We start from the raw sequence: 18,619 nt of genomic DNA, 5'->3' as shown, positions 1-18,619 counted from the left end.
ACCTTCGTTCCGGAAACGGTTTAAGCTATGATAGCCGGTCATTTTCAGTTGCGGGGCCGGTAACGGTAAATCATCGGTCGCGCATCTCCCAGTCGTTTTACAGGACAGGTCCATGGAACACACATACCGTCTGGTGATTTCCTGCCCGGACCGGGTGGGTATTGTTGCAAAGGTCAGTAATTTCTTGTCCACCTACAATGGCTGGATAACCGAAGCCAGCCACCACTCGGACAACCAGGCCGGGTGGTTCTTCATGCGGCACGAGATCAAGGCCAGCTCCATTCCGTTCGGCCTGGACCAGTTCCGCACCGCGTTCGAGCCCATTGCCCGGGAATTCGACATGAGCTGGCATGTGGCCGATTCCGCCCGGCCCAAGAAGGTGGTGCTCATGTGCAGCAAGGAGTCCCACTGCGTCGCGGACTTGCTGCACCGCTGGCACAGTGGCGAGCTGAACGTGGATATTGCGGCGGTTATCTCCAACCATGAAGACCTGCGCCGCATGGTGGAGTGGCACGAGATTCCCTATCACTGCATTCCGGTCAGCAAGGAAAACAAGGCCGAGGCGTTCGCCGAGATTGAGGGGTTATTCCACACCTATGAGGCTGACGTGATTGTACTGGCCCGGTACATGCAAATCCTGCCAGCGGAGCTGTGCGAAAAGTATGCCGGCAAGGTGATCAATATCCACCACTCGTTCCTGCCGTCCTTCGCCGGTGCTCGTCCCTACCACCAGGCCTACAGTCGTGGCGTCAAGCTGATCGGTGCCACCTGCCACTATGTGACCCAGGACCTGGACGAAGGGCCCATCATCGAGCAGGACGTGATCCGCATCAGTCACAGCGACACCATCGAGGATATGGTCCGGCTCGGCAAGGATGTGGAGAAGAATGTGCTGGCCCGGGGACTGCGTGCCCATGTGGAAGACCGGGTCATCACCTATGAAAACAAGACGGTGGTTTTTGACTGAGCCGGTTACCCGAATGTGGTAACATCGATAGCTTGTTTATAACCACCAAAACGACTTCCAGCAAATTCAAAGGAACCATTCTCGATGGGTGAGTTAGCCAAAGAGATCCTGCCGGTCAATATCGAAGACGAGCTCAAGCAGTCCTACCTGGACTATGCCATGAGTGTCATCATCGGCCGGGCGCTTCCCGATGTCCGCGATGGCCTCAAGCCGGTACACAGACGTGTTCTCTTCGCCATGTCCGAATTGGGCAACGACTGGAACAAGTCGTACAAGAAATCCGCCCGTGTGGTGGGTGATGTTATCGGTAAGTACCACCCCCATGGCGACTCTGCGGTCTACGACACCATCGTTCGGATGGCCCAGCCGTTCTCCCTGCGATACCCGCTGGTGGATGGGCAGGGCAACTTCGGTTCCATTGACGGTGACAATGCGGCGGCCATGCGTTACACCGAAATCCGCATGGAAAAGATTGCCCATTCCCTGCTGGCGGACCTCGACAAGGAAACGGTGGACTACGTCGATAACTACGACGGTACCGAACGGATTCCGGAAGTACTGCCTACCCGCGTACCCAATCTGCTGGTGAATGGTTCCTCCGGTATTGCGGTAGGTATGGCGACCAATATCCCGCCCCATAACCTGACGGAAGTGGTCAATGGGTGCCTTGCCCTGATCGACAACCCCGATACCACCATTGATGAGCTGATGGATATCATCCCCGGGCCGGACTTTCCCACCCAGGGTATCATCAACGGCCGGGCCGGCATCGTTGAGGCCTACCGGACCGGGCGCGGGCGTATCTACGTCCGCGCCCGTCACGAGATCGAACATGACAACAAGACCGGCCGTGATGCCGTCATCATCACTGAGCTGCCTTACCAGCTGAACAAGGCCCGCCTGATCGAGAAGATCGCCGAGCTGGTGAAGGAGAAGCGCCTGGAAGGCATTACCGAGCTGCGGGACGAGTCCAACAAGGAAGGCATCCGGGTGGTCATCGAGCTGCGCCGGGGCGAGAACCCGGACGTCATCGTCAATAACCTGTTTGCCCAGACCCAGCTGGAAACCGTCTTCGGTATCAACATGGTGGCGTTGCTCAACGGCGAACCCAAGACACTGAACCTGAAGGAAATGCTGGATGCCTTCGTGCGCCACCGCCGGGAAGTGGTGACTCGTCGTACTATCTACGAATTGCGCAAGGCACGGGAGCGGGGCCATATCCTCGAAGGCCTGACGGTTGCCCTGGCCAACATTGATGAAATTATCGAGCTGATCAAGGCGTCCCCCTCTGCGGCGGAAGCGAAGGAAAAGCTTATCGACAAGGGCTGGGCGCCAGGTGACGTGCTCGCCATGCTGGAACGCGCCGGTGAAGATGCCTGTCGTCCGGACGACCTGCCGGAAATCTACGGCTTGCGTGACGGGCTCTATCACCTGTCACCGGAGCAGGCCCAGGCCATCCTGGACCTGCGCTTGCATCGCCTGACCGGCCTGGAAACTGAAAAGCTCCAGAACGAGTACAAGGAGATTATCGAGAAGATCGCTGATCTGCTGGATATCCTGGGTAACCCGGAGCGCCTGTTGCAGGTTATCCGTGACGAGCTGGCCGCCATCGTCGACGAATATGGCGATGAGCGCCGTACCGAGATTGTCAGCTCTCGCCGTGACCTGACCGTGGCGGACCTGATCGACGAAGAAGACCTTGTGGTGACCATCTCCCACAGCGGTTACGCCAAGACCCAGGCCGTGGAAGATTACCAGGCCCAGCGCCGTGGTGGTCGGGGCAAGGCCGCTACCTCGATGAAGGATGAAGACTTTATCGAGAAACTACTGGTGGCCAACTCCCACGACACCATTCTGTGCTTCTCGAACCACGGCAAAGTCTACTGGCTGCGGGTCTTCGAGATTCCCCGGGGCAGTCGTGGCTCCCGTGGCCGGCCCATGGTCAATATCCTGCCGCTGGACGAGGGTGAGCGGATCACCACCTTCCTGCCGGTACGGGATTACCCGGAAGATCACTATGTATTGATGGCCACCTCCAACGGTGTGGTCAAGAAAACCCCGTTGCCGAATTTCTCCCGGCCCCGGTCCAACGGACTGATTGCCCTGAACCTGGATGAAGGTGACACCCTCATTGGTGCCGCCATTACCCAGGGTGATGCGGAAGTGATGCTGTTCTCCACCGCTGGCAAGGCTGTTCGCTTCAACGAGGAGGCAGTGCGTCCCATGAGCCGCACTGCCCGTGGGGTTCGTGGTATCCGTATGCCGGAAGGCCACCATGTGGTCTCACTGATCATTCCCCAGGAAGGCGGCGTTATCCTGACCGCCAGTGAGCACGGCTATGGCAAGCGCACCGCCATTGAGGAGTTCCCCACATACAGCCGTGGCAGCCAGGGCGTGATCGCCATGCAGTGTTCAGAGCGTAATGGCAACCTGGTTACTGCGTTGCAGCTGTTTGACGGTGACGAAATGATGCTCATCTCTGACAAGGGCACCCTGGTGCGTACCCGGACCGATGAGGTCTCGATTCTCAGCCGTAACACCCAGGGTGTGCGGTTGATCCGTCTCAGCCAGGAAGATGAGCGCCTGGTGGGTGTGGAGCGGATCGCAGAGAGTGACGATGAGGACGAACAGGCGGAAGCTGGCGAGGATTCCGTGATGGAAAACGGTAGCGACGATAACAGCGGGGAGTCAGCCGATGAGTAGGGCGTACAATTTCTGCGCCGGCCCGGCCACACTGCCGGAGCCAGTGCTCCGGCAGGCCAGGGACGAAATGCTGGACTGGCGGGGTACCGGCATGTCGGTGATGGAGATGAGCCATCGCAGTGACGAGTTCGTGGAGATCGCTGAAACCGCCGAACAAGACCTGAGGGAACTTGCCGGTATTTCAGATGATTACACGGTACTCTTCATGCAGGGTGGAGCTTCCAGTCAGTTTGCGACCATACCCTTGAACCTGTTGGGGGAAAATGGTCGGGCTGACTATGTAAACACTGGTATCTGGTCAGAGAAAGCCATTGCCGAGGCGAGCCGGTACGGCGACATTCAAGTGGCTGCCTCAAGCGAGGCCAGTGGCTTTACCACGGTTCCCCTGCAGGAAACCTGGAATACCCGCCCGGATGCGGCCTACCTTCATTACACACCGAACGAAACCATTGGTGGCCTGGAGTACGACTTTATTCCCGAGAGCGGGAATGTTCCGCTGGTGGCCGACATGTCCTCCACCATGCTGTCCCGTCCGCTGGATGTGTCCAGGTTTGGCCTGATCTACGCTGGTGCCCAGAAGAATATCGGCCCTTCCGGGCTGGTCGTGGTCATCATTCGCAAGGATCTGCTGGGTAAGGCGCGGTCGGAAACCCCGACCATGATGAACTACCAGGTCATCGCCGAGAACGGTTCCATGTACAACACGCCGGCAACCTATTCCTGGTACCTGGCGGGCCTGGTTTTCAAGTGGCTGAAAGAGCAGGGTGGTGTCGATGCCATGGCGGCGGTGAATCGTCGCAAGGCCACCAAGCTCTATGAGTTTATTGATGGCAATGACTTCTATGCCAATCCCATTGATCCCCGCTTCCGTTCCTGGATGAACGTGCCGTTTACGCTGGCAGATGACGCCCTGAACGGCACCTTCCTGAAGGGGGCAGACGAGCGTGGACTGCTGAACCTGAAAGGGCACCGTAGTGTGGGTGGCATGCGCGCCAGTATCTACAATGCCATGCCCGAGGCCGGCGTCGATGCCCTGATCGACTATATGGCCGGATTTGCGAAGGAGCATGGCTGACCATGAGTGACGAGCAGATCCGTCTGGGGGAACTGCGGGACCAGATCGACAGCCTGGATCAGCAGATCATGGACCTGATCAGCGCCCGTGCCCGTTGTGCCCAGGAAGTGGCCCACGTGAAGATGGCCGCCAACCCGGGGGAAGATGTGTTTTTCTATCGTCCGGAGCGGGAAGCCCAGGTACTGCGCAGAATCAAGGAGGCCAACCCGGGACCGCTGGCAGATGAGGAAATGGCCCGGCTGTTCCGGGAGATCATGTCGGCCTGCCTGGCGCTCGAACAGCCCATGCGCATCGCCTTCCTTGGACCGGCCGGAACCTTTACCCAGGCCGCAGCGCTTAAGCACTTCGGGCACTCGGTGATTTCTGTTCCCATGCCCGCAATTGATGCGGTGTTCCGGGAAGTGGAGTCCGGCGCCGCACAGTATGGCGTGGTGCCGGTGGAAAATTCCACCGAGGGTATGATCAATCACACCCTCGACATGTTTATCTCCTCGCCGCTGAAGATCTGCGGAGAGGTACAGCTGCGCATTCACCATCACCTGATGCGCTCCCCCCAAAGCGGCGACCAGCCCCTGAGCCGCATCTATTCCCACCAGCAGTCCTTTGCCCAGTGCCGGCAATGGCTGGATGCCCATCAATATGGCGTCGAACGGGTTACCGTCAGCAGTAACGCGGAAGCCGCCCGCCGGGCAGCCAGTGAGCCGGGCACGGCGGCCATCGCCGGTGATATGGCAGCGGAACTTTACGGTCTGGAGATCATGGCAGGCAAGATCGAGGACCGGCCGGATAACACCACCCGGTTCCTCATTGTGGGGCGTGAATCTGTCGGCCCCAGTGGTCAGGACAAGACATCCATCCTGGTATCCATGCGTAACCGGCCAGGGGCGCTGTATCAATTGCTGGAGCCGTTTCATCGTTCCGGCATCAGCCTGACCCGTATTGAAACCCGTCCTTCTCCCAGCGGCACCTGGGCCTATGTCTTCTATATTGATTTCGAGGGCCACATGGACGACACCAATATCAGTAAATTGCTGGAAGACCTGGAAGAAGACGCCGTTGAACTCAAGCGCCTGGGGTCCTATCCGGCCGGCGTGCTCTGACGGTCAGGAGTGCAGCGGTTGTCTGTCCCGGCGATCAACCAGGAGGTTTTTGGTTTATGTCTATCGACTATCAGTCACTGGCGGTTGAGGGTGTTCGTAGTCTGACGCCTTACCAGCCCGGCAAGCCCATCGAGGAGCTGGCCCGGGAGTATGGCCTGGAGCCGGATGAAATCGTAAAGCTGGCCAGCAACGAGAATCCCCTGGGGCCCAGCCCGGTGGCTATGGAGGCTGCCCGTGAGGCCCTTGAAGAAATGTGCCGTTACCCGGACGGCAATGCCTTTACCCTGAAGCAGGCGCTGGCCCGCTATCTCCAGGTGGTGCCCAGCCAGCTCACCCTGGGTAATGGTTCAAACGATGTGCTGGAAGTCATTGCCCGCTGTTTTGCCGGTCCGGGTGATGAGGTTGTCTATGCCCAGCATGCCTTTGCGGTCTATCCCCTGGTAACCCTTGCCATCGGCGCGAAGGGCGTTGAAGTGTCAGCAAAGGACTGGGGCCATGACTTGCCTGCCATGGCGGATGCCATCTCCGATCGAACCCGGCTTGTCTTTATTGCGAACCCCAATAATCCTACCGGTACTGTGGAGGGTGAAACCGCCATCCGGGCTTTCCTGGACCGGGTGCCTGAGCGGGTGCTGGTGGTGTTGGATGAAGCCTATTGCGAGTACCTCGCGGGTACCGACGATGACGTAGACGGAATCAGCCTGCTGCGCGACTATCCGAACCTGGTGGTTACACGAACCTTCTCAAAGGCCTGGGGGCTGGCGGCTTTGCGGGTAGGCTATGCAGTTTCATCCCCCTCCATTGCCGATATCCTTAACCGCGTCCGCCAGCCGTTCAATGTGGATACCGTTGCCCAGGCAGCGGCCACTGCGGTGCTGGGTGACCTGGAATACCTGGAGCGGTCGAGGGAGGTCAATCGTAAAGGGCTTGAACAACTGACTGCCGGTTTTGCCGATCTGGGCCTGGAGTGGATACCCTCGGCAGGTAACTTCGTGGCGGTGGATGTGGGTACCAACGCCCAGGAAATATTCCAGGGGCTGCTGGAACAGGGAGTGATAGTCCGACCCGTTGCCGGTTATGGTATGCCTCGCCATCTGAGGGTTTCCGTGGGGCTGGCGGAAGAGAATGAGCGATTCCTTGAGGCCCTGAAGCGGGTACTGGAACGCCGTGAAGCCTGACCTGCAGGCGCAGCCATCAGCTCGCAAACCTCTGTTCAGGCGGGTCGCGGTCATCGGGTTGGGGCTGATCGGTGGATCCCTGGCCCTGGCTGCGAAGCGTTCCGGCCTGGTCGGGGAAGTCCTGGCGGCAGATCGCAGCGATGAAGAGCTGGCCCTGGGCGTGGAGCTCGGTGTCATCGATGGATACGGCACCGTAAGCGAAATCGTGGCCGGCGCTGACCTGGTCGTGATTGCGGTACCGGTAAGGGCTACGGTAGCTGTGCTTCAGGCCCTTCAGCCTCACCTGGCACCGACCGCCATTCTGACCGACGTGGGCAGTACCAAGGGTAGTTTCGTCAAGGCGGTGCAGGAGGTTTTCGGCGATTTGGGTCCTAGGGTCATTCCCGGCCACCCTATCGCCGGCTCGGAAAAAAGTGGGGTGAGGGCGGCCCGCGGAGACCTGTTTGAAGATCACAAGGTGATCCTTACGCCTCCGGATAACGTTGACGAGGCAGCACTGGAGCAACTGGCCAGGCTCTGGACTGCCTGCGGCGCTACCGTGCTGACCATGGAGGTTAACCGACATGACGAAGTACTCGCCGCCACCAGCCACCTTCCCCACCTGATTGCGTTCTCGCTGGTAGATACCCTGGCCGGCGAAGATCAGAATATGGAGATCTTCCGCTATGCGGCGGGGGGGTTCCGGGATTTTACCCGGATAGCCGCCAGTGACCCGGTCATGTGGCATGACATCTTCCTGTCAAACCGGGAAGCGGTACTGCGGGTGATTGACCATTTCACCGAGGACCTGGCCGGTTTGCGACAGGCCATCGAAGCACAGGATGGCGCCGCGTTACTGCGGGTATTTACACGTGCCAGGGCGGCACGCAATCATTTTTCCAAAATGCTATCAGGACAGGCGTACGTGACAGACATGAGTCAGAAACCCGTGAGGTTCCGGCTGCAGCCGGGTGGCAGTATTAATGGCGATATCCGGGTACCCGGCGACAAATCCATCTCCCATCGGTCGATTATGCTCGGCGCGCTCGCTGAAGGGGTGACTGAGGTTGATGGGTTCCTGGAGGGGGAAGACAGCCTGGCCACCCTGCAGGCCTTCCGGGACATGGGCGTTACCATCGAAGGCCCGGATGACGGCCATGTTCGCATTCACGGGGTCGGTATGGGCGGCCTGCAGGCACCCCGTGGCCCGCTTTACCTGGGCAACTCCGGCACCGCCATGCGCTTGTTCTCCGGTCTGCTCGCAGCACAGCCCTTCGATTCCGAGCTGACAGGTGACGACAGCCTGTCCCGCCGCCCCATGAATCGGGTGGCAGACCCCCTGAGGGCCATGGGTGCAGTCATCGATACCGCTGAAGGCGGCAGGCCGCCCCTGAAGATCCGTGGCGGACGTAAGCTATCCGGTATCCACTATGACATGCCGGTAGCCAGTGCCCAGGTCAAATCCTGTCTGCTGCTGGCTGGCCTGTATGCAGAAGGTATGACGTCGGTGCATGAGCCCGCCCCGACCCGTGACCATACCGAGCGGATGCTGGAAGGTTTTGGCTACCACGTACACCGTGATGCCGCTACCGCCAGTGTCATCGGCGGCGGCAAGTTGACGGCTGGCCATATTGATGTGCCTGCAGACATCTCGTCAGCAGCGTTCTTCCTGGTGGCCGCCAGCATCGCAGAAGGCTCCGACCTGACCCTGCGCCATGTGGGCATGAACCCCACGCGAACCGGGGTCATCAATATCCTGAAGATGATGGGCGCGGATATCGAAGTGTCCAACGAAAGAGAGATCGGTGGTGAGCCCGTTGCTGATCTTCGGGTACGCAGTGCACAGCTGAGCGGCATTGATATACCGGAGGAGCAGGTCCCGCTGGCGATCGATGAGTTCCCGGTCCTGTTCATTGCTGCCGCCTGTGCCGAAGGGCGCACGGTTCTGCGCGGTGCGGAAGAGCTGCGAGTCAAGGAAAGCGACCGTATCCAGGTGATGGCAGACGGTCTCAGGGCCGTTGGGGTGGAAACCACGGTAACGCCTGATGGCATCATCATTGACGGTGGCCAGGCCATTGCCGGGGGAGAGGTAGACAGTCATGGTGATCACCGGATTGCCATGTCTTTTGCCGTGGCGTCCCTGTGTGCCACCGGCGAAATCGTAGTCAACGACTGTGCCAACGTGGCGACCTCGTTCCCGGGCTTCGTCGAGCTGGCAACCTGTACGGGTATCCGGATTCAGTCCGAGGAGGGTGAGTGATGCAGGGGGTGGCGGATAACTCGGTGCCCGTGGTTACCGTCGACGGGCCAGGCGGTTCCGGCAAGGGAACGGTGACACAGATGCTGGCACGCCGGCTCGGCTGGCACCTTCTCGATAGCGGTGCACTTTATCGGCTGACCGCCCTTGCAGCCCGTCGGCAAGGCGTGGACCTGGCAGATGAGGCCGGGCTGGTGGGCGTGGCGGCCGGCCTTGATGTTTCCTTCCAGCCGACACCCGAGGGCGAGCCGGTGCGGGTGTTCCTGCATGGCGATGATGTCACCCGTGAAATCCGTACCGAGGAAACCGGGGACGGTGCCTCCCGGGTGGCGGTGATCCAGGCGGTGCGGGATGCGTTACTGCAGCGCCAGCGGGATTTCCGCCAGGCGCCTGGCCTGGTGGCGGATGGCCGCGACATGGGCACGGTGGTTTTTCCCGATGCGCCGGTCAAGGTCTTCCTTACCGCCAGCGCCGAGGAAAGGGCTCGGCGACGCTACCTTCAGTTGAAGGAAGCGGGTATGGATGTTAATATTCAGAATCTTTTAGACGAGATCCGGGCCCGCGACGACCGTGATATGAATCGTTCGGCGGCCCCGCTTAAACCTGCAGATGATGCGCAAGTCATTGATTCTACGGGTTTAAGTATAGAGGAGGTGCTATCGAAGGTTATGGCTCTTGTGGGCCAGGCCTGACTGCACCTTTTTGCTATTTCTGCTGTATTTTTGAGCAGTTCTGCGGCGGAAATGGTGGTTGAAGGATCCGGCAATGGCGCGAAAGCCAGCCCCTTGCCATAATCGGATTACTACTAATAGACCGTGCTGCTGGCCGCACGGATGAAACTTGCGTTGAACACATAGGACACATAATGAGCGAGAGCTTTGCTGATCTTTTCGAAGAAAGCCTGAAAGAAATTGACATGCAACCGGGTTCCATCGTCCAGGGAACCGTGGTGGATATCGACAACGACTGGGTCACCGTTAACGCCGGACTGAAGTCCGAGGGCGTTATCCCCGCCTCCCAGTTCCTGAATGAAAAAGGCGAGTTGGAAATTGCTGTCGGCGACGTTGTCGATGTAGCTCTCGACGCGGTTGAAGACGGTTTCGGTGAAACCCGTCTGTCCCGCGAAAAGGCCAAGCGTGCCGAAGCCTGGAAGGTACTGGAGAAGTCCTTCGAGGCGGAAGAGGTTGTCAAGGGCATGATTAATGGCAAGGTCAAGGGTGGTTTCACCGTCGACCTGGCTGGCATCCGTGCCTTCCTGCCAGGCTCCCTGGTAGACGTTCGTCCGGTTCGCGACACCGCGCACCTGGAGAACAAGGAACTGGAATTCAAGGTTATCAAGCTGGACCAGAAGCGTAACAACGTGGTGGTTTCCCGCCGCGCCGTTCTGGAAGCCGAGAACAGTGCCGAGCGTGAAGCGCTGCTGGAAACCCTGACCGAGGGCATGACCCTGCAGGGTATCGTCAAGAACCTGACCGACTACGGTGCGTTCGTTGACCTGGGTGGCGTTGACGGCCTGCTGCACATCACTGACATGGCCTGGAAGCGCATCAAGCACCCGAGTGAAATCGTCAACGTGGGTGACGAGATCACCGTCAAGGTCCTGAAGTTTGACCGTGAGCGTAACCGCGTATCCCTGGGTCTGAAGCAGCTGGGCGAAGATCCCTGGGTGGACATCAAGGGTCGCTATCCGGAAGGCAGCAAGGTTACCGCCCGCGTAACCAACCTGACTGACTATGGTTGCTTTGCTGAGCTGGAAGAAGGTGTTGAAGGTCTGGTTCACGTATCTGAAATGGACTGGACCAACAAGAACATCCACCCGTCCAAGGTGGTCCAGGTAGGTGACGAAGTTGGCGTCATGATCCTGGATATTGACGAAGAGCGTCGTCGTATCTCCCTGGGCATCAAGCAGTGCGTACCCAACCCCTGGGAAGAGTTCTCTGCGAACTACAACAAGGGCGACAAGGTTTCCGGCAAGATCAAGTCCATCACCGATTTCGGTATCTTTATCGGTCTGGACGGCGGCATTGACGGCCTGGTGCACCTGTCTGACATCAGCTGGAACGAGACAGGCGAAGAAGCCGTCCGTGAGTACAAGAAGGGTGACGAAGTTGAAACCGTTATCCTGTCTGTTGATCCCGAGCGTGAGCGTATCTCCCTGGGTATCAAGCAGCTGGAAAGCGATCCGTTCGCCGAGTTTGTTCAGCTGAACGACAAGGGCTCCATCGTCAAGGGTACTGTGTCCGCCGTTGACGCCAAGGCAGCCACTATCGCCCTGAACGACGAGGTTGAAGCGGTACTGAAAGCTTCTGAAATCAGCCGTGACAAGGTGGAAGACGCCCGTAACGCGCTGAAGGAAGGCGAAGAAGTCGAGGCCAAGATCATCAGCATCGATCGCAAGAACCGCGTAATCAACCTGTCTGTCAAGTCCAAGGACGTTGAAGACGACAAGCAGGCGCTGGAAAGCGTACGCAGCAAGGCCGCTGAATCTTCTGGTGCGACCACCATTGGTGATCTCATCAAGGAGCAGATGCAGCAGCAGAACGCCAACAAAGAGTGATTCATTCCTCTTGAAGGCAAAAAAACGGGCTCTAAGAGCCCGTTTTTTTTGTCTTTTTTTCAGTTTTGGCTAAACTAGCAGTGTCCTCGTTGTCTGGATCAGCCGCCGCTCGGGTTAGCTGGAATCTGAAGGACCGGCGCGGACGGGGAGTTGAGTAGCCGAATCCCGGCGTCTGTGCAGTCTGCTTCGCAGTCCCGCGTTGGCAACGTGCACAACGATGGCCAGGGCTTGGTAATAAAAACGAAAAGGGATGGGCCTCATGACAAAGTCTGAACTGGTCGAACTGATTGCTTCGAAACAGACTCAGCTGTCTGTGAAAGACGTGGAACTGGCGGTTAAAACCATTATCGAACACATGTCGCAGTCCCTTGCGGACGGCCAGCGGATCGAGATCCGAGGGTTTGGCAGTTTTTCTCTCCATTATCGTGCAGCGCGTACCGGACGAAATCCGAAGACTGGGGAGGCGGTGCAACTGCCGGCCAAGTATGTGCCACATTTCAAACCGGGCAAGGAATTGCGTGAGCAGGTCAATGACAGCATGAAGAAGGGCTACTGAGCGCTTCCGGATTGATTCTGCTCAGAAAGCCCGGACTCCGCTGCGGGTTACAATGAGCGTCATTGGCAAGTCAATTCCCTATTCCTGGAGCAGGGGTGCTATGGCAGGGTTTCAGAAGATCATCATCCTTCTGGTGGTCATACTGGTAGCTATTCTGGTGCTGGTGTTTTCCATGAACAACCAGATGGCGGTATCGCTCAATTTCCTGTTTTTTGAGACCCAGCCTCGCGGGGTCGCAGTCTGGCTGATCCTGGGCTTCGTCTTTGGCATTCTGCTGGGAGTTATACTTACGCTGATGGCGACGGTTCGTGTATCCGTCTCTCGCCGTCAGCTGCGCAAGCGCCTCGATAAGGCTGAAAAAGCCCTGGAGCAGAATAAAACCCCTGAAGACCGGGCTATCTAGATGGATATGCTTTTTCAGTGGCTGCTGCTGACAGCTGCGGTTGCCGCTGGCTGGTTTGTGGGGCGCTATTTCCGGGCTGAGCGCAGTTCGGTCAGGGACATATCCGATGAGTCTTCGGTCCGCGAACGGCTCCAGTTCCTGTTTACCAATTATTCTGACCAGGCTGTCGAAAACTTTGTTCAGTCACTCGCGGTCAACAGGGAGACGGTTGGCCTGCACCTCTCCATCGGTGCGCATTTTCGCAACAAGGGTGAAACCGACCGCGCCATCCTGATTCATCAGAACCTCCTTGCTCGCCCGGAATTGCCCGGGCATTTCTCGCCCCAGGTTACCTTCGAGCTGGCCCGGGACTACCTGGCCGCAGGCCTCCTTGATCGTGCCGAGGCGCTCTTTCACCAGTTAATGGATGATCGGGGTTATGGTGAGCGGGCCGCAGCCGAGCTTATCGAGCTGTACCAGCAGGAAAAGGAGTGGGGCAAGGCCGCCCAGGTTGCCCGCACCCTGATGAAGAGTCGCCTTGATCCTCAACTGGCACGGCAACTGGCGTATATCACCTGTGAGCTTGCAGACGACTGCCTGCATCGGGATGACCGTTGGGGTACCCAGAAACTGGTCAGGGAGGCGCTTTCCATCGATGCTAACTGTGTCCGCGCCAGCTTTATTCTGTCTACCCTGCAGGCCCGTCAGGGGAACTACCGGGAGGCGGCTAATCAGTGCCTGAAAGTGTTCGACCAGAATCCCGAGTTTGGACCCGAGGCCGTGGATCGTTTCATGAAGCTGGAGCGCTCCCATGGTGATGTCGGACGCAATGCGAAAAAACTTCGCAAGCTCTATGAGCAGCATCCCGGAACCAGCCTCCTGCTCGCCCTGGCAGAGGCGGTGGAGCACGTGTCCGGGCGCCAGGCCGCCATTGAGCTGCTGCGTAACGAACTGGAAACCCGTCCCAGCGTCGGGGGGCTTTTAAGGCTGGTAGAGCTGTCGGGCTATGAACGGGGGCTCGCTACCGGTGAGGGCCGCCTGGTCAGTCGGATCGGTCAGCTCATTCTCACCAACCGTCCGGTATATCGTTGTGTCAGCTGTGGGTTCTCCGGTCAACAGCTGCATTGGCTGTGCCCCAGCTGCAAGGAGTGGGAAACCGTGCGTCCGATTCAGGGTGTAGAGGCAGAGTAGGGCGTTTTCTGCCATAATCCCCGCCCGATCGCCTCCGGCAAAGCCGGATTCCCCCGTTCGGACACAGGAGTCTCTCCCCATGCAGGATTCACTCGGCCCACGCATCATCGTTGCCCTTGATTTTCCCTCCGAGGCCCCGGCCCTCGCCCTGGTAGATACCCTTGATCCCACCCTGTGCCGCCTGAAAGTCGGCAAGGAGCTGTTTACTCGCTCTGGTCCGGAGCTGGTTCGAAAACTCCAGGATCGTGGTTTCGATGTGTTTCTGGATCTGAAATTCCACGATATTCCGAACACGACGTCGGCGGCGGTAGCCGCTGCCGCGGAGTTGGGTGTGTGGATGGTCAACGTGCATGCCTCCGGGGGTGAAAAGATGATGGTTGCCTGCCGGGAGCGACTGGAATCTTTTGGGGCGGATCGGCCTTTGTTGATCGCGGTGACGGTACTGACGAGTATGGGTGCTGAGGATCTTGCCGGTATCGGCATTACCGACTCACCGGCGGACCAGGTGAATCGCCTGGCGACGCTGACTCGCAACTGTGGTCTCGATGGGGTGGTGTGCTCGGCCCAGGAGGCGACCGCGCTCAAGCGTGATCAGGGCGCGGAATTCAGACTGGTAACGCCGGGTATCCGGCCGGCTTCCGCTGAGCGGGGTGATCAGCAGCGGGTTATGACGCCTTCTGCGGCCATTGCGGCCGGTAGCGATTACCTTGTGGTTGGGCGGCCGATTACTCAGGCTGCTGATCCTCTGGCTTCCCTGCGGGCCATTGTCGCTGAGATTTCTTGATCTGGCTTCTGTGACTGGCCGTGTAGCCTGATAAGCCGTGCCGGAGGGCTCAGGTCGATACCCTTTTCCGTGGGACGTACTTGCGGGGCGTCTCCCGAAAAACGTTATCGGCCTGCCGCTCCCGGCACCAAACCTGAAGGCTGCCAGGCCCATCATCAAAGTCAGATTCCAGGAGATCTGAGAACGAAAAAAGCCGCGTCTGCAAAACAGAGGCGGCTTTCCGGAATTAGTGGCTCCCCGACCTGGGCTCGAACCAGGGACAAACGGATTAACAGTCCGTTGCTCTACCAACTGAGCTATCGGGGAACAGTCGATGTCGACGAGGCGCGTATATTAAAGAGCCGGTACCCCCTCGTCAACCCTTTCAAAAGACTTTTTGGTGCCCGCTGAAGATTCCCCATGCGGGCACCGAAAGCCAATCGTCAACGCTTATGATAGCGCCTTCTTCAGGCGGGTAACCGCCTCCTTCAGAACATCCATACTGGTGGCGAAGCTCAGCCGCATATGGCCCGGGCAACCGAATGCCGAGCCTGGAACCAGTGCCACGCCGGCGCCCTTGAGCAGAACCTCCGCCATTTCCACATCGTCGGAAACGTTCGGGGTTTTCTCGATAGCGCCCTGGAAGCTCGGGAACACGTAGAAGGTGCCGTCACCCTCCAGGCACTCGACGCCTGGCAGCTCGTTCAGGGCCTTTACCAGGTAATCATGACGTTCCCGGAAAGCTTTCACCATTTCGCCGACACAGGCCTGGTCGCCATCCAGTGCTGCCTGGGCCGCAGCCTGAGAGATGGACGCCGGGTTGGAGGTGCTCTGGGACTGGATTTTCTTCATGGCGCCGATAACCTTGGCAGGCCCTGCGGCGTAGCCGATCCGCCAGCCGGTCATGGAGTAAGCCTTGGACACCCCGTTGAGTACGAAGGTGCGGTCGTACAGCTCCGGTGTGGCGTTAAGGATGTTGCAGAAAGGCTTCCCGGTCCACAGGATCGGCTCGTACATGTCATCGGTGGCGACCATGATGTTCGGGTGCTTCTTCAGCACCTCACCAATGGCCTGCAGCTCTTCCATGGAGTACGCCATACCGCTGGGGTTGGAGGGACTGTTGATAACGAACAGACGGGTGCGGTCGGTAATGGCGTTTTCGAGCTGCTCCGGGGTGATCTTGAACCGGGTGTCAGCGCTGGTTTCAATAATGACCGGCTTGCCTTCCGCCACCAGCACCATGTCCGGGTAGGAAACCCAGTAGGGGGCAGGGATAATGGCTTCGTCGCCGGGGTTCAGTGTGGCAAGTGCCAGGTTGAAAAAGCTCTGCTTGCCACCACTGGATACCAGTACCTGGTTCGGCTCGTAGTCCAGACCGTTGTCCCGCTTGAACTTGGCGATGATCGCTTTCTTCAGCGCGGGAGTACCATCCACTGCAGTGTATTTGGTCTGACCGTTACGGATGGCCTCGATGGCCGCTTCCTTGATGTGGTCAGGGGTATCGAAATCCGGTTCCCCGGCACCCAGGCCGATGATGTCCTGGCCTGCGGCCTTGAGTTCCGCTGCCTTATTGGTGACAGCGAGGGTGGGGGATGGCTTGATGGCCTGTACACGGGTGGAAAGTTGAAGGTCCAAACTTGCGCTCCTTAAAGATGCGTCTGAGAGGGCTGCAGCGGCCATGTGGCGGCACAGAGCCGTCAACACGGGCTGTTTAACCCGTGGATGTTACCATGAGAGATTCGCAACGATAAGTTTCCCGCAAGGGTGGAGGTAAATCAGTGTCCAGGTTCAGAGTGGATTCTCCCTACAAGCCGGCCGGTGACCAGCCGAAGGCCATCGAGGGCCTGGTGGATGGCATCGAGTCGGGGCTGGCCCACCAGACGCTGCTGGGGGTGACCGGTTCGGGGAAGACCTTCACCATCGCCAACGTCATCGAGCGGGTGCAGCGGCCAACTATTGTCATGGCGCACAACAAGACCCTGGCGGCGCAATTGTATGGGGAGTTCCGGGAATTTTTTCCGGACAATGCGGTTGAGTACTTCGTGTCCTACTACGACTACTACCAGCCTGAGGCCTATGTCCCGTCCTCCGACACGTTTATCGAGAAGGATGCATCGGTGAACGAGCACATTGAGCAGATGCGCCTCTCTGCAACCAAGGCTCTGCTGGAGCGGGAAGATGCGATTATCGTTGCGACGGTATCCTCCATCTACGGCCTGGGTGACCCCCAGTCGTACCTGAAGATGATGTTGCACCTGGACCGGGGCGACCAGGTTGACCAGCGCACCATCCTTCGGCGACTGGCAGAGTTGCAGTACACCCGCAATGATGTGGAATTCCACCGGGCCAACTACCGCGTGCGCGGTGATGTCATCGATGTATTTCCGGCCGAATCCGAGAAAGAGGCCATCCGCATCGAGCTGTTCGACGACGAGGTGGACAACCTCAGCTACTTCGACCCGCTGACGGGGGAAGTGTTAAGGCGTGTGCCGAGGGTAACCATTTACCCCAAGACACACTATGTCACCCCCAGGGAAACGGTGTTGGGTGCTATCGAGCAGATCAAGGTAGAGCTGGATGAACGGCTTAAACAGTTCCGGGACAACAATCGCCTGGTGGAAGCCCAGCGGCTGGAGGAGCGCACCCGCTACGATATCGAAATGATGCTGGAGCTGGGTTATTGCAACGGCATCGAGAACTACAGTCGCTATCTCTCCGGCCGCAATCCCGGAGAAGCGCCGCCCACATTATTCGACTACATTCCGCCCAATGCCCTCTTGGTGGTGGACGAGTCCCACGTGACCATTCCCCAGATTGGTGCGATGTACAAGGGTGACCGCTCCCGCAAGGAAACCCTGGTTGAATATGGTTTCCGCCTGCCGTCGGCGCTGGATAACCGGCCCATGCGATTCGACGAGTGGGAGCGGATTGCGCCCCAGATGATATTCGTGTCGGCCACCCCGGCCAAGTACGAGGAAGAACATGCCGGACAGGTGGTGGAGCAGGTGGTACGCCCCACCGGTCTGCTGGACCCCGAGATCGAGGTACGCCCTGCCTCCACCCAGGTGGACGACCTGCTCGGGGAGATCCGCGAACGGGTAGCCGTTAACGAACGGGTGCTGGTTACCACCCTGACCAAGCGCATGGCGGAAGATCTCACTGACTTCCTGATGGAGCATGACGTGCGGGTACGTTACCTGCACTCGGATATCGACACGGTAGAGCGCGTGGAGATCATCCGTGACCTGAGACGGGGTGAGTTTGATGTGCTGGTGGGTATCAACCTGTTGCGGGAAGGGCTGGATATGCCAGAGGTTTCCCTGGTCACTATCCTGGATGCCGACAAGGAGGGCTTCCTGCGGTCGGAGCGGTCGCTGATCCAGACCATCGGCCGGGCGGCACGGAACGTTCATGGCAAGGCCATTCTCTATGGTGATGTGATCACCGGGTCCATGCAGAAGGCTATCGACGAAACCGAGCGTCGCCGGGCGAAGCAGGCGGCGTTTAACGAGGAGCACGGTATTACCCCGCAGGGCCTCAACAAGAAGATCGCCGATATCATGGAAGGCGCCGCCGGAGGCGGTGGACGTGGTCGCCGCAGGGCCGAACGGCCGGGTCAGAAGGCCGCCGAGGAGGCCGAGAAATACCAGGTGAAGGCCAAGGGCAAATCACCGGAGGAGCTGCTCAGGGAGATTACCCGGCTGGAGGACGACATGTACAAGGCGGCTTCAGACCTGGACTTCGAGACTGCGGCGCGTATCCGTGACGAGATCTCGGAGCTGAAGGAGGCGGCCGTTCGTCTGGGTTGAGATTGACGTCGCGCCGGATGGCCGTTATAGGCCTTGCATTCCCGGGGGCGGCTTGCCAGTCTTAGGAAGCATGCGCAGTCGCGCACCCGGCTCATCCACCTT

At 58.9% G+C, this 18,619-nt stretch carries 14 protein-coding genes and 1 tRNA gene; 13 read left to right on the top strand and 2 right to left on the bottom strand.

From position 1 onward, the window contains the following. Nucleotides 1-112: 112 nt before the first annotated feature. From purU to pyrF, 12 genes are all read left to right on the top strand, one after another. Entirely contained in the window at nucleotides 113-967 is an 855-nt protein-coding gene (gene purU, locus BM036_RS01070; RefSeq protein ID WP_091848376.1) for a formyltetrahydrofolate deformylase, read from the top strand. An 84-nt stretch (nucleotides 968-1,051) separates the two neighbouring features. Further along, nucleotides 1,052-3,670, top strand: a complete 2,619-nt coding sequence (gene gyrA, locus BM036_RS01065; RefSeq protein ID WP_091848375.1) for a DNA gyrase subunit A — start codon at nucleotides 1,052-1,054, stop codon at nucleotides 3,668-3,670. Continuing rightward, a complete protein-coding gene (gene serC, locus BM036_RS01060) occupies nucleotides 3,663-4,745 on the top strand; it encodes a 3-phosphoserine/phosphohydroxythreonine transaminase (protein WP_091848374.1) in 1,083 nt (360 codons plus the stop codon). Before gyrA ends, serC begins: the two co-directional genes overlap by 8 nt. Nucleotides 4,746-4,747: 2 nt before the next feature. Continuing rightward, complete coding sequence (gene pheA / locus BM036_RS01055) at nucleotides 4,748-5,845, top strand: prephenate dehydratase (protein ID WP_091848373.1); 1,098 nt, start codon at nucleotides 4,748-4,750, stop codon at nucleotides 5,843-5,845. A 56-nt stretch (nucleotides 5,846-5,901) separates the two neighbouring features. Further along, nucleotides 5,902-7,023 carry a histidinol-phosphate transaminase gene (hisC, locus tag BM036_RS01050; protein ID WP_091848372.1) on the top strand — a complete coding sequence of 374 codons (1,122 nt, stop codon included), beginning with the start codon at nucleotides 5,902-5,904 and terminating at the stop codon, nucleotides 7,021-7,023. Next, entirely contained in the window at nucleotides 7,013-9,262 is a 2,250-nt protein-coding gene (locus tag BM036_RS01045) for a bifunctional prephenate dehydrogenase/3-phosphoshikimate 1-carboxyvinyltransferase (protein WP_245742394.1), read from the top strand. Before hisC ends, BM036_RS01045 begins: the two co-directional genes overlap by 11 nt. Further along, on the top strand, nucleotides 9,262-9,951 hold the full coding sequence (gene cmk, locus BM036_RS01040) for a (d)CMP kinase (protein WP_091848371.1): 690 nt from the start codon (nucleotides 9,262-9,264) through the stop codon (nucleotides 9,949-9,951). The genes BM036_RS01045 and cmk overlap by 1 nt, the downstream gene beginning before the upstream one ends. A 173-nt stretch (nucleotides 9,952-10,124) precedes the next feature. Next, nucleotides 10,125-11,816 (top strand): 30S ribosomal protein S1, encoded by a 1,692-nt coding sequence (rpsA, locus tag BM036_RS01035; protein WP_091848370.1) that lies wholly within the window; start codon nucleotides 10,125-10,127, stop codon nucleotides 11,814-11,816. A gap of 259 nt (nucleotides 11,817-12,075) precedes the next feature. After that, a complete protein-coding gene (locus tag BM036_RS01030) occupies nucleotides 12,076-12,372 on the top strand; it encodes an integration host factor subunit beta (protein WP_091848369.1) in 297 nt (98 codons plus the stop codon). Between the two features lie 100 nt (nucleotides 12,373-12,472). Continuing rightward, entirely contained in the window at nucleotides 12,473-12,775 is a 303-nt protein-coding gene (locus BM036_RS01025; RefSeq protein WP_091848368.1) for a LapA family protein, read from the top strand. Continuing rightward, nucleotides 12,776-13,945, top strand: coding sequence for a lipopolysaccharide assembly protein LapB (gene lapB / locus BM036_RS01020; protein ID WP_091848367.1), 1,170 nt, complete (start codon nucleotides 12,776-12,778; stop codon nucleotides 13,943-13,945). A 79-nt stretch (nucleotides 13,946-14,024) separates the two neighbouring features. Then, nucleotides 14,025-14,729, top strand: a complete 705-nt coding sequence (gene pyrF, locus BM036_RS01015; RefSeq protein ID WP_091848366.1) for an orotidine-5'-phosphate decarboxylase — start codon at nucleotides 14,025-14,027, stop codon at nucleotides 14,727-14,729. 230 nt (nucleotides 14,730-14,959) lie between these two features. On the opposite strand, the gene BM036_RS01010 is transcribed toward pyrF, so the two are convergent. Both BM036_RS01010 and BM036_RS01005 read right to left on the bottom strand, forming a co-directional pair. Continuing rightward, nucleotides 14,960-15,035: transfer RNA gene (locus BM036_RS01010), tRNA-Asn, on the bottom strand. Between the two features lie 123 nt (nucleotides 15,036-15,158). Beyond that, on the bottom strand, nucleotides 15,159-16,343 hold the full coding sequence (locus tag BM036_RS01005; protein WP_091848365.1) for a pyridoxal phosphate-dependent aminotransferase: 1,185 nt from the start codon (nucleotides 16,341-16,343) through the stop codon (nucleotides 15,159-15,161). A 143-nt stretch (nucleotides 16,344-16,486) separates the two neighbouring features. On the opposite strand from BM036_RS01005, the gene uvrB reads away from it, so the two are divergent. Continuing rightward, nucleotides 16,487-18,517: an excinuclease ABC subunit UvrB gene (gene uvrB / locus BM036_RS01000; protein WP_091848364.1), complete on the top strand. Its 2,031-nt coding sequence runs from the start codon at nucleotides 16,487-16,489 to the stop codon at nucleotides 18,515-18,517. The last annotated feature ends 102 nt before the right edge of the window (nucleotides 18,518-18,619 follow it).

It is taken from the genome of Marinobacter segnicrescens, from assembly GCF_900111555.1.
Lineage (GTDB): Bacteria > Pseudomonadota > Gammaproteobacteria > Pseudomonadales > Oleiphilaceae > Marinobacter > Marinobacter segnicrescens.
The sequence above is the reverse complement of the archived record's forward strand: the minus strand, read 5'-3'. Positions and strand labels throughout refer to the sequence as shown.

Excerpts from the sequence above, each read along its gene's own strand:
- BM036_RS01030 (WP_091848369.1), top strand. The coding sequence starts at position 12,076 with ATGACAAAGTCTGAACTGGTCGAACTGATTGCTTCGAAACAGACTCAG.
- cmk (WP_091848371.1), top strand. The coding sequence starts at position 9,262 with ATGCAGGGGGTGGCGGATAACTCGGTGCCCGTGGTTACCGTCGACGGG.
- gyrA (WP_091848375.1), top strand. The coding sequence starts at position 1,052 with ATGGGTGAGTTAGCCAAAGAGATCCTGCCGGTCAATATCGAAGACGAG.
- pheA (WP_091848373.1), top strand. The coding sequence starts at position 4,748 with ATGAGTGACGAGCAGATCCGTCTGGGGGAACTGCGGGACCAGATCGAC.
- BM036_RS01025 (WP_091848368.1), top strand. The coding sequence starts at position 12,473 with ATGGCAGGGTTTCAGAAGATCATCATCCTTCTGGTGGTCATACTGGTA.
- rpsA (WP_091848370.1), top strand. The coding sequence starts at position 10,125 with ATGAGCGAGAGCTTTGCTGATCTTTTCGAAGAAAGCCTGAAAGAAATT.
- purU (WP_091848376.1), top strand. The coding sequence starts at position 113 with ATGGAACACACATACCGTCTGGTGATTTCCTGCCCGGACCGGGTGGGT.
- lapB (WP_091848367.1), top strand. The coding sequence starts at position 12,776 with ATGGATATGCTTTTTCAGTGGCTGCTGCTGACAGCTGCGGTTGCCGCT.
- serC (WP_091848374.1), top strand. The coding sequence starts at position 3,663 with ATGAGTAGGGCGTACAATTTCTGCGCCGGCCCGGCCACACTGCCGGAG.
- hisC (WP_091848372.1), top strand. The coding sequence starts at position 5,902 with ATGTCTATCGACTATCAGTCACTGGCGGTTGAGGGTGTTCGTAGTCTG.
- pyrF (WP_091848366.1), top strand. The coding sequence starts at position 14,025 with ATGCAGGATTCACTCGGCCCACGCATCATCGTTGCCCTTGATTTTCCC.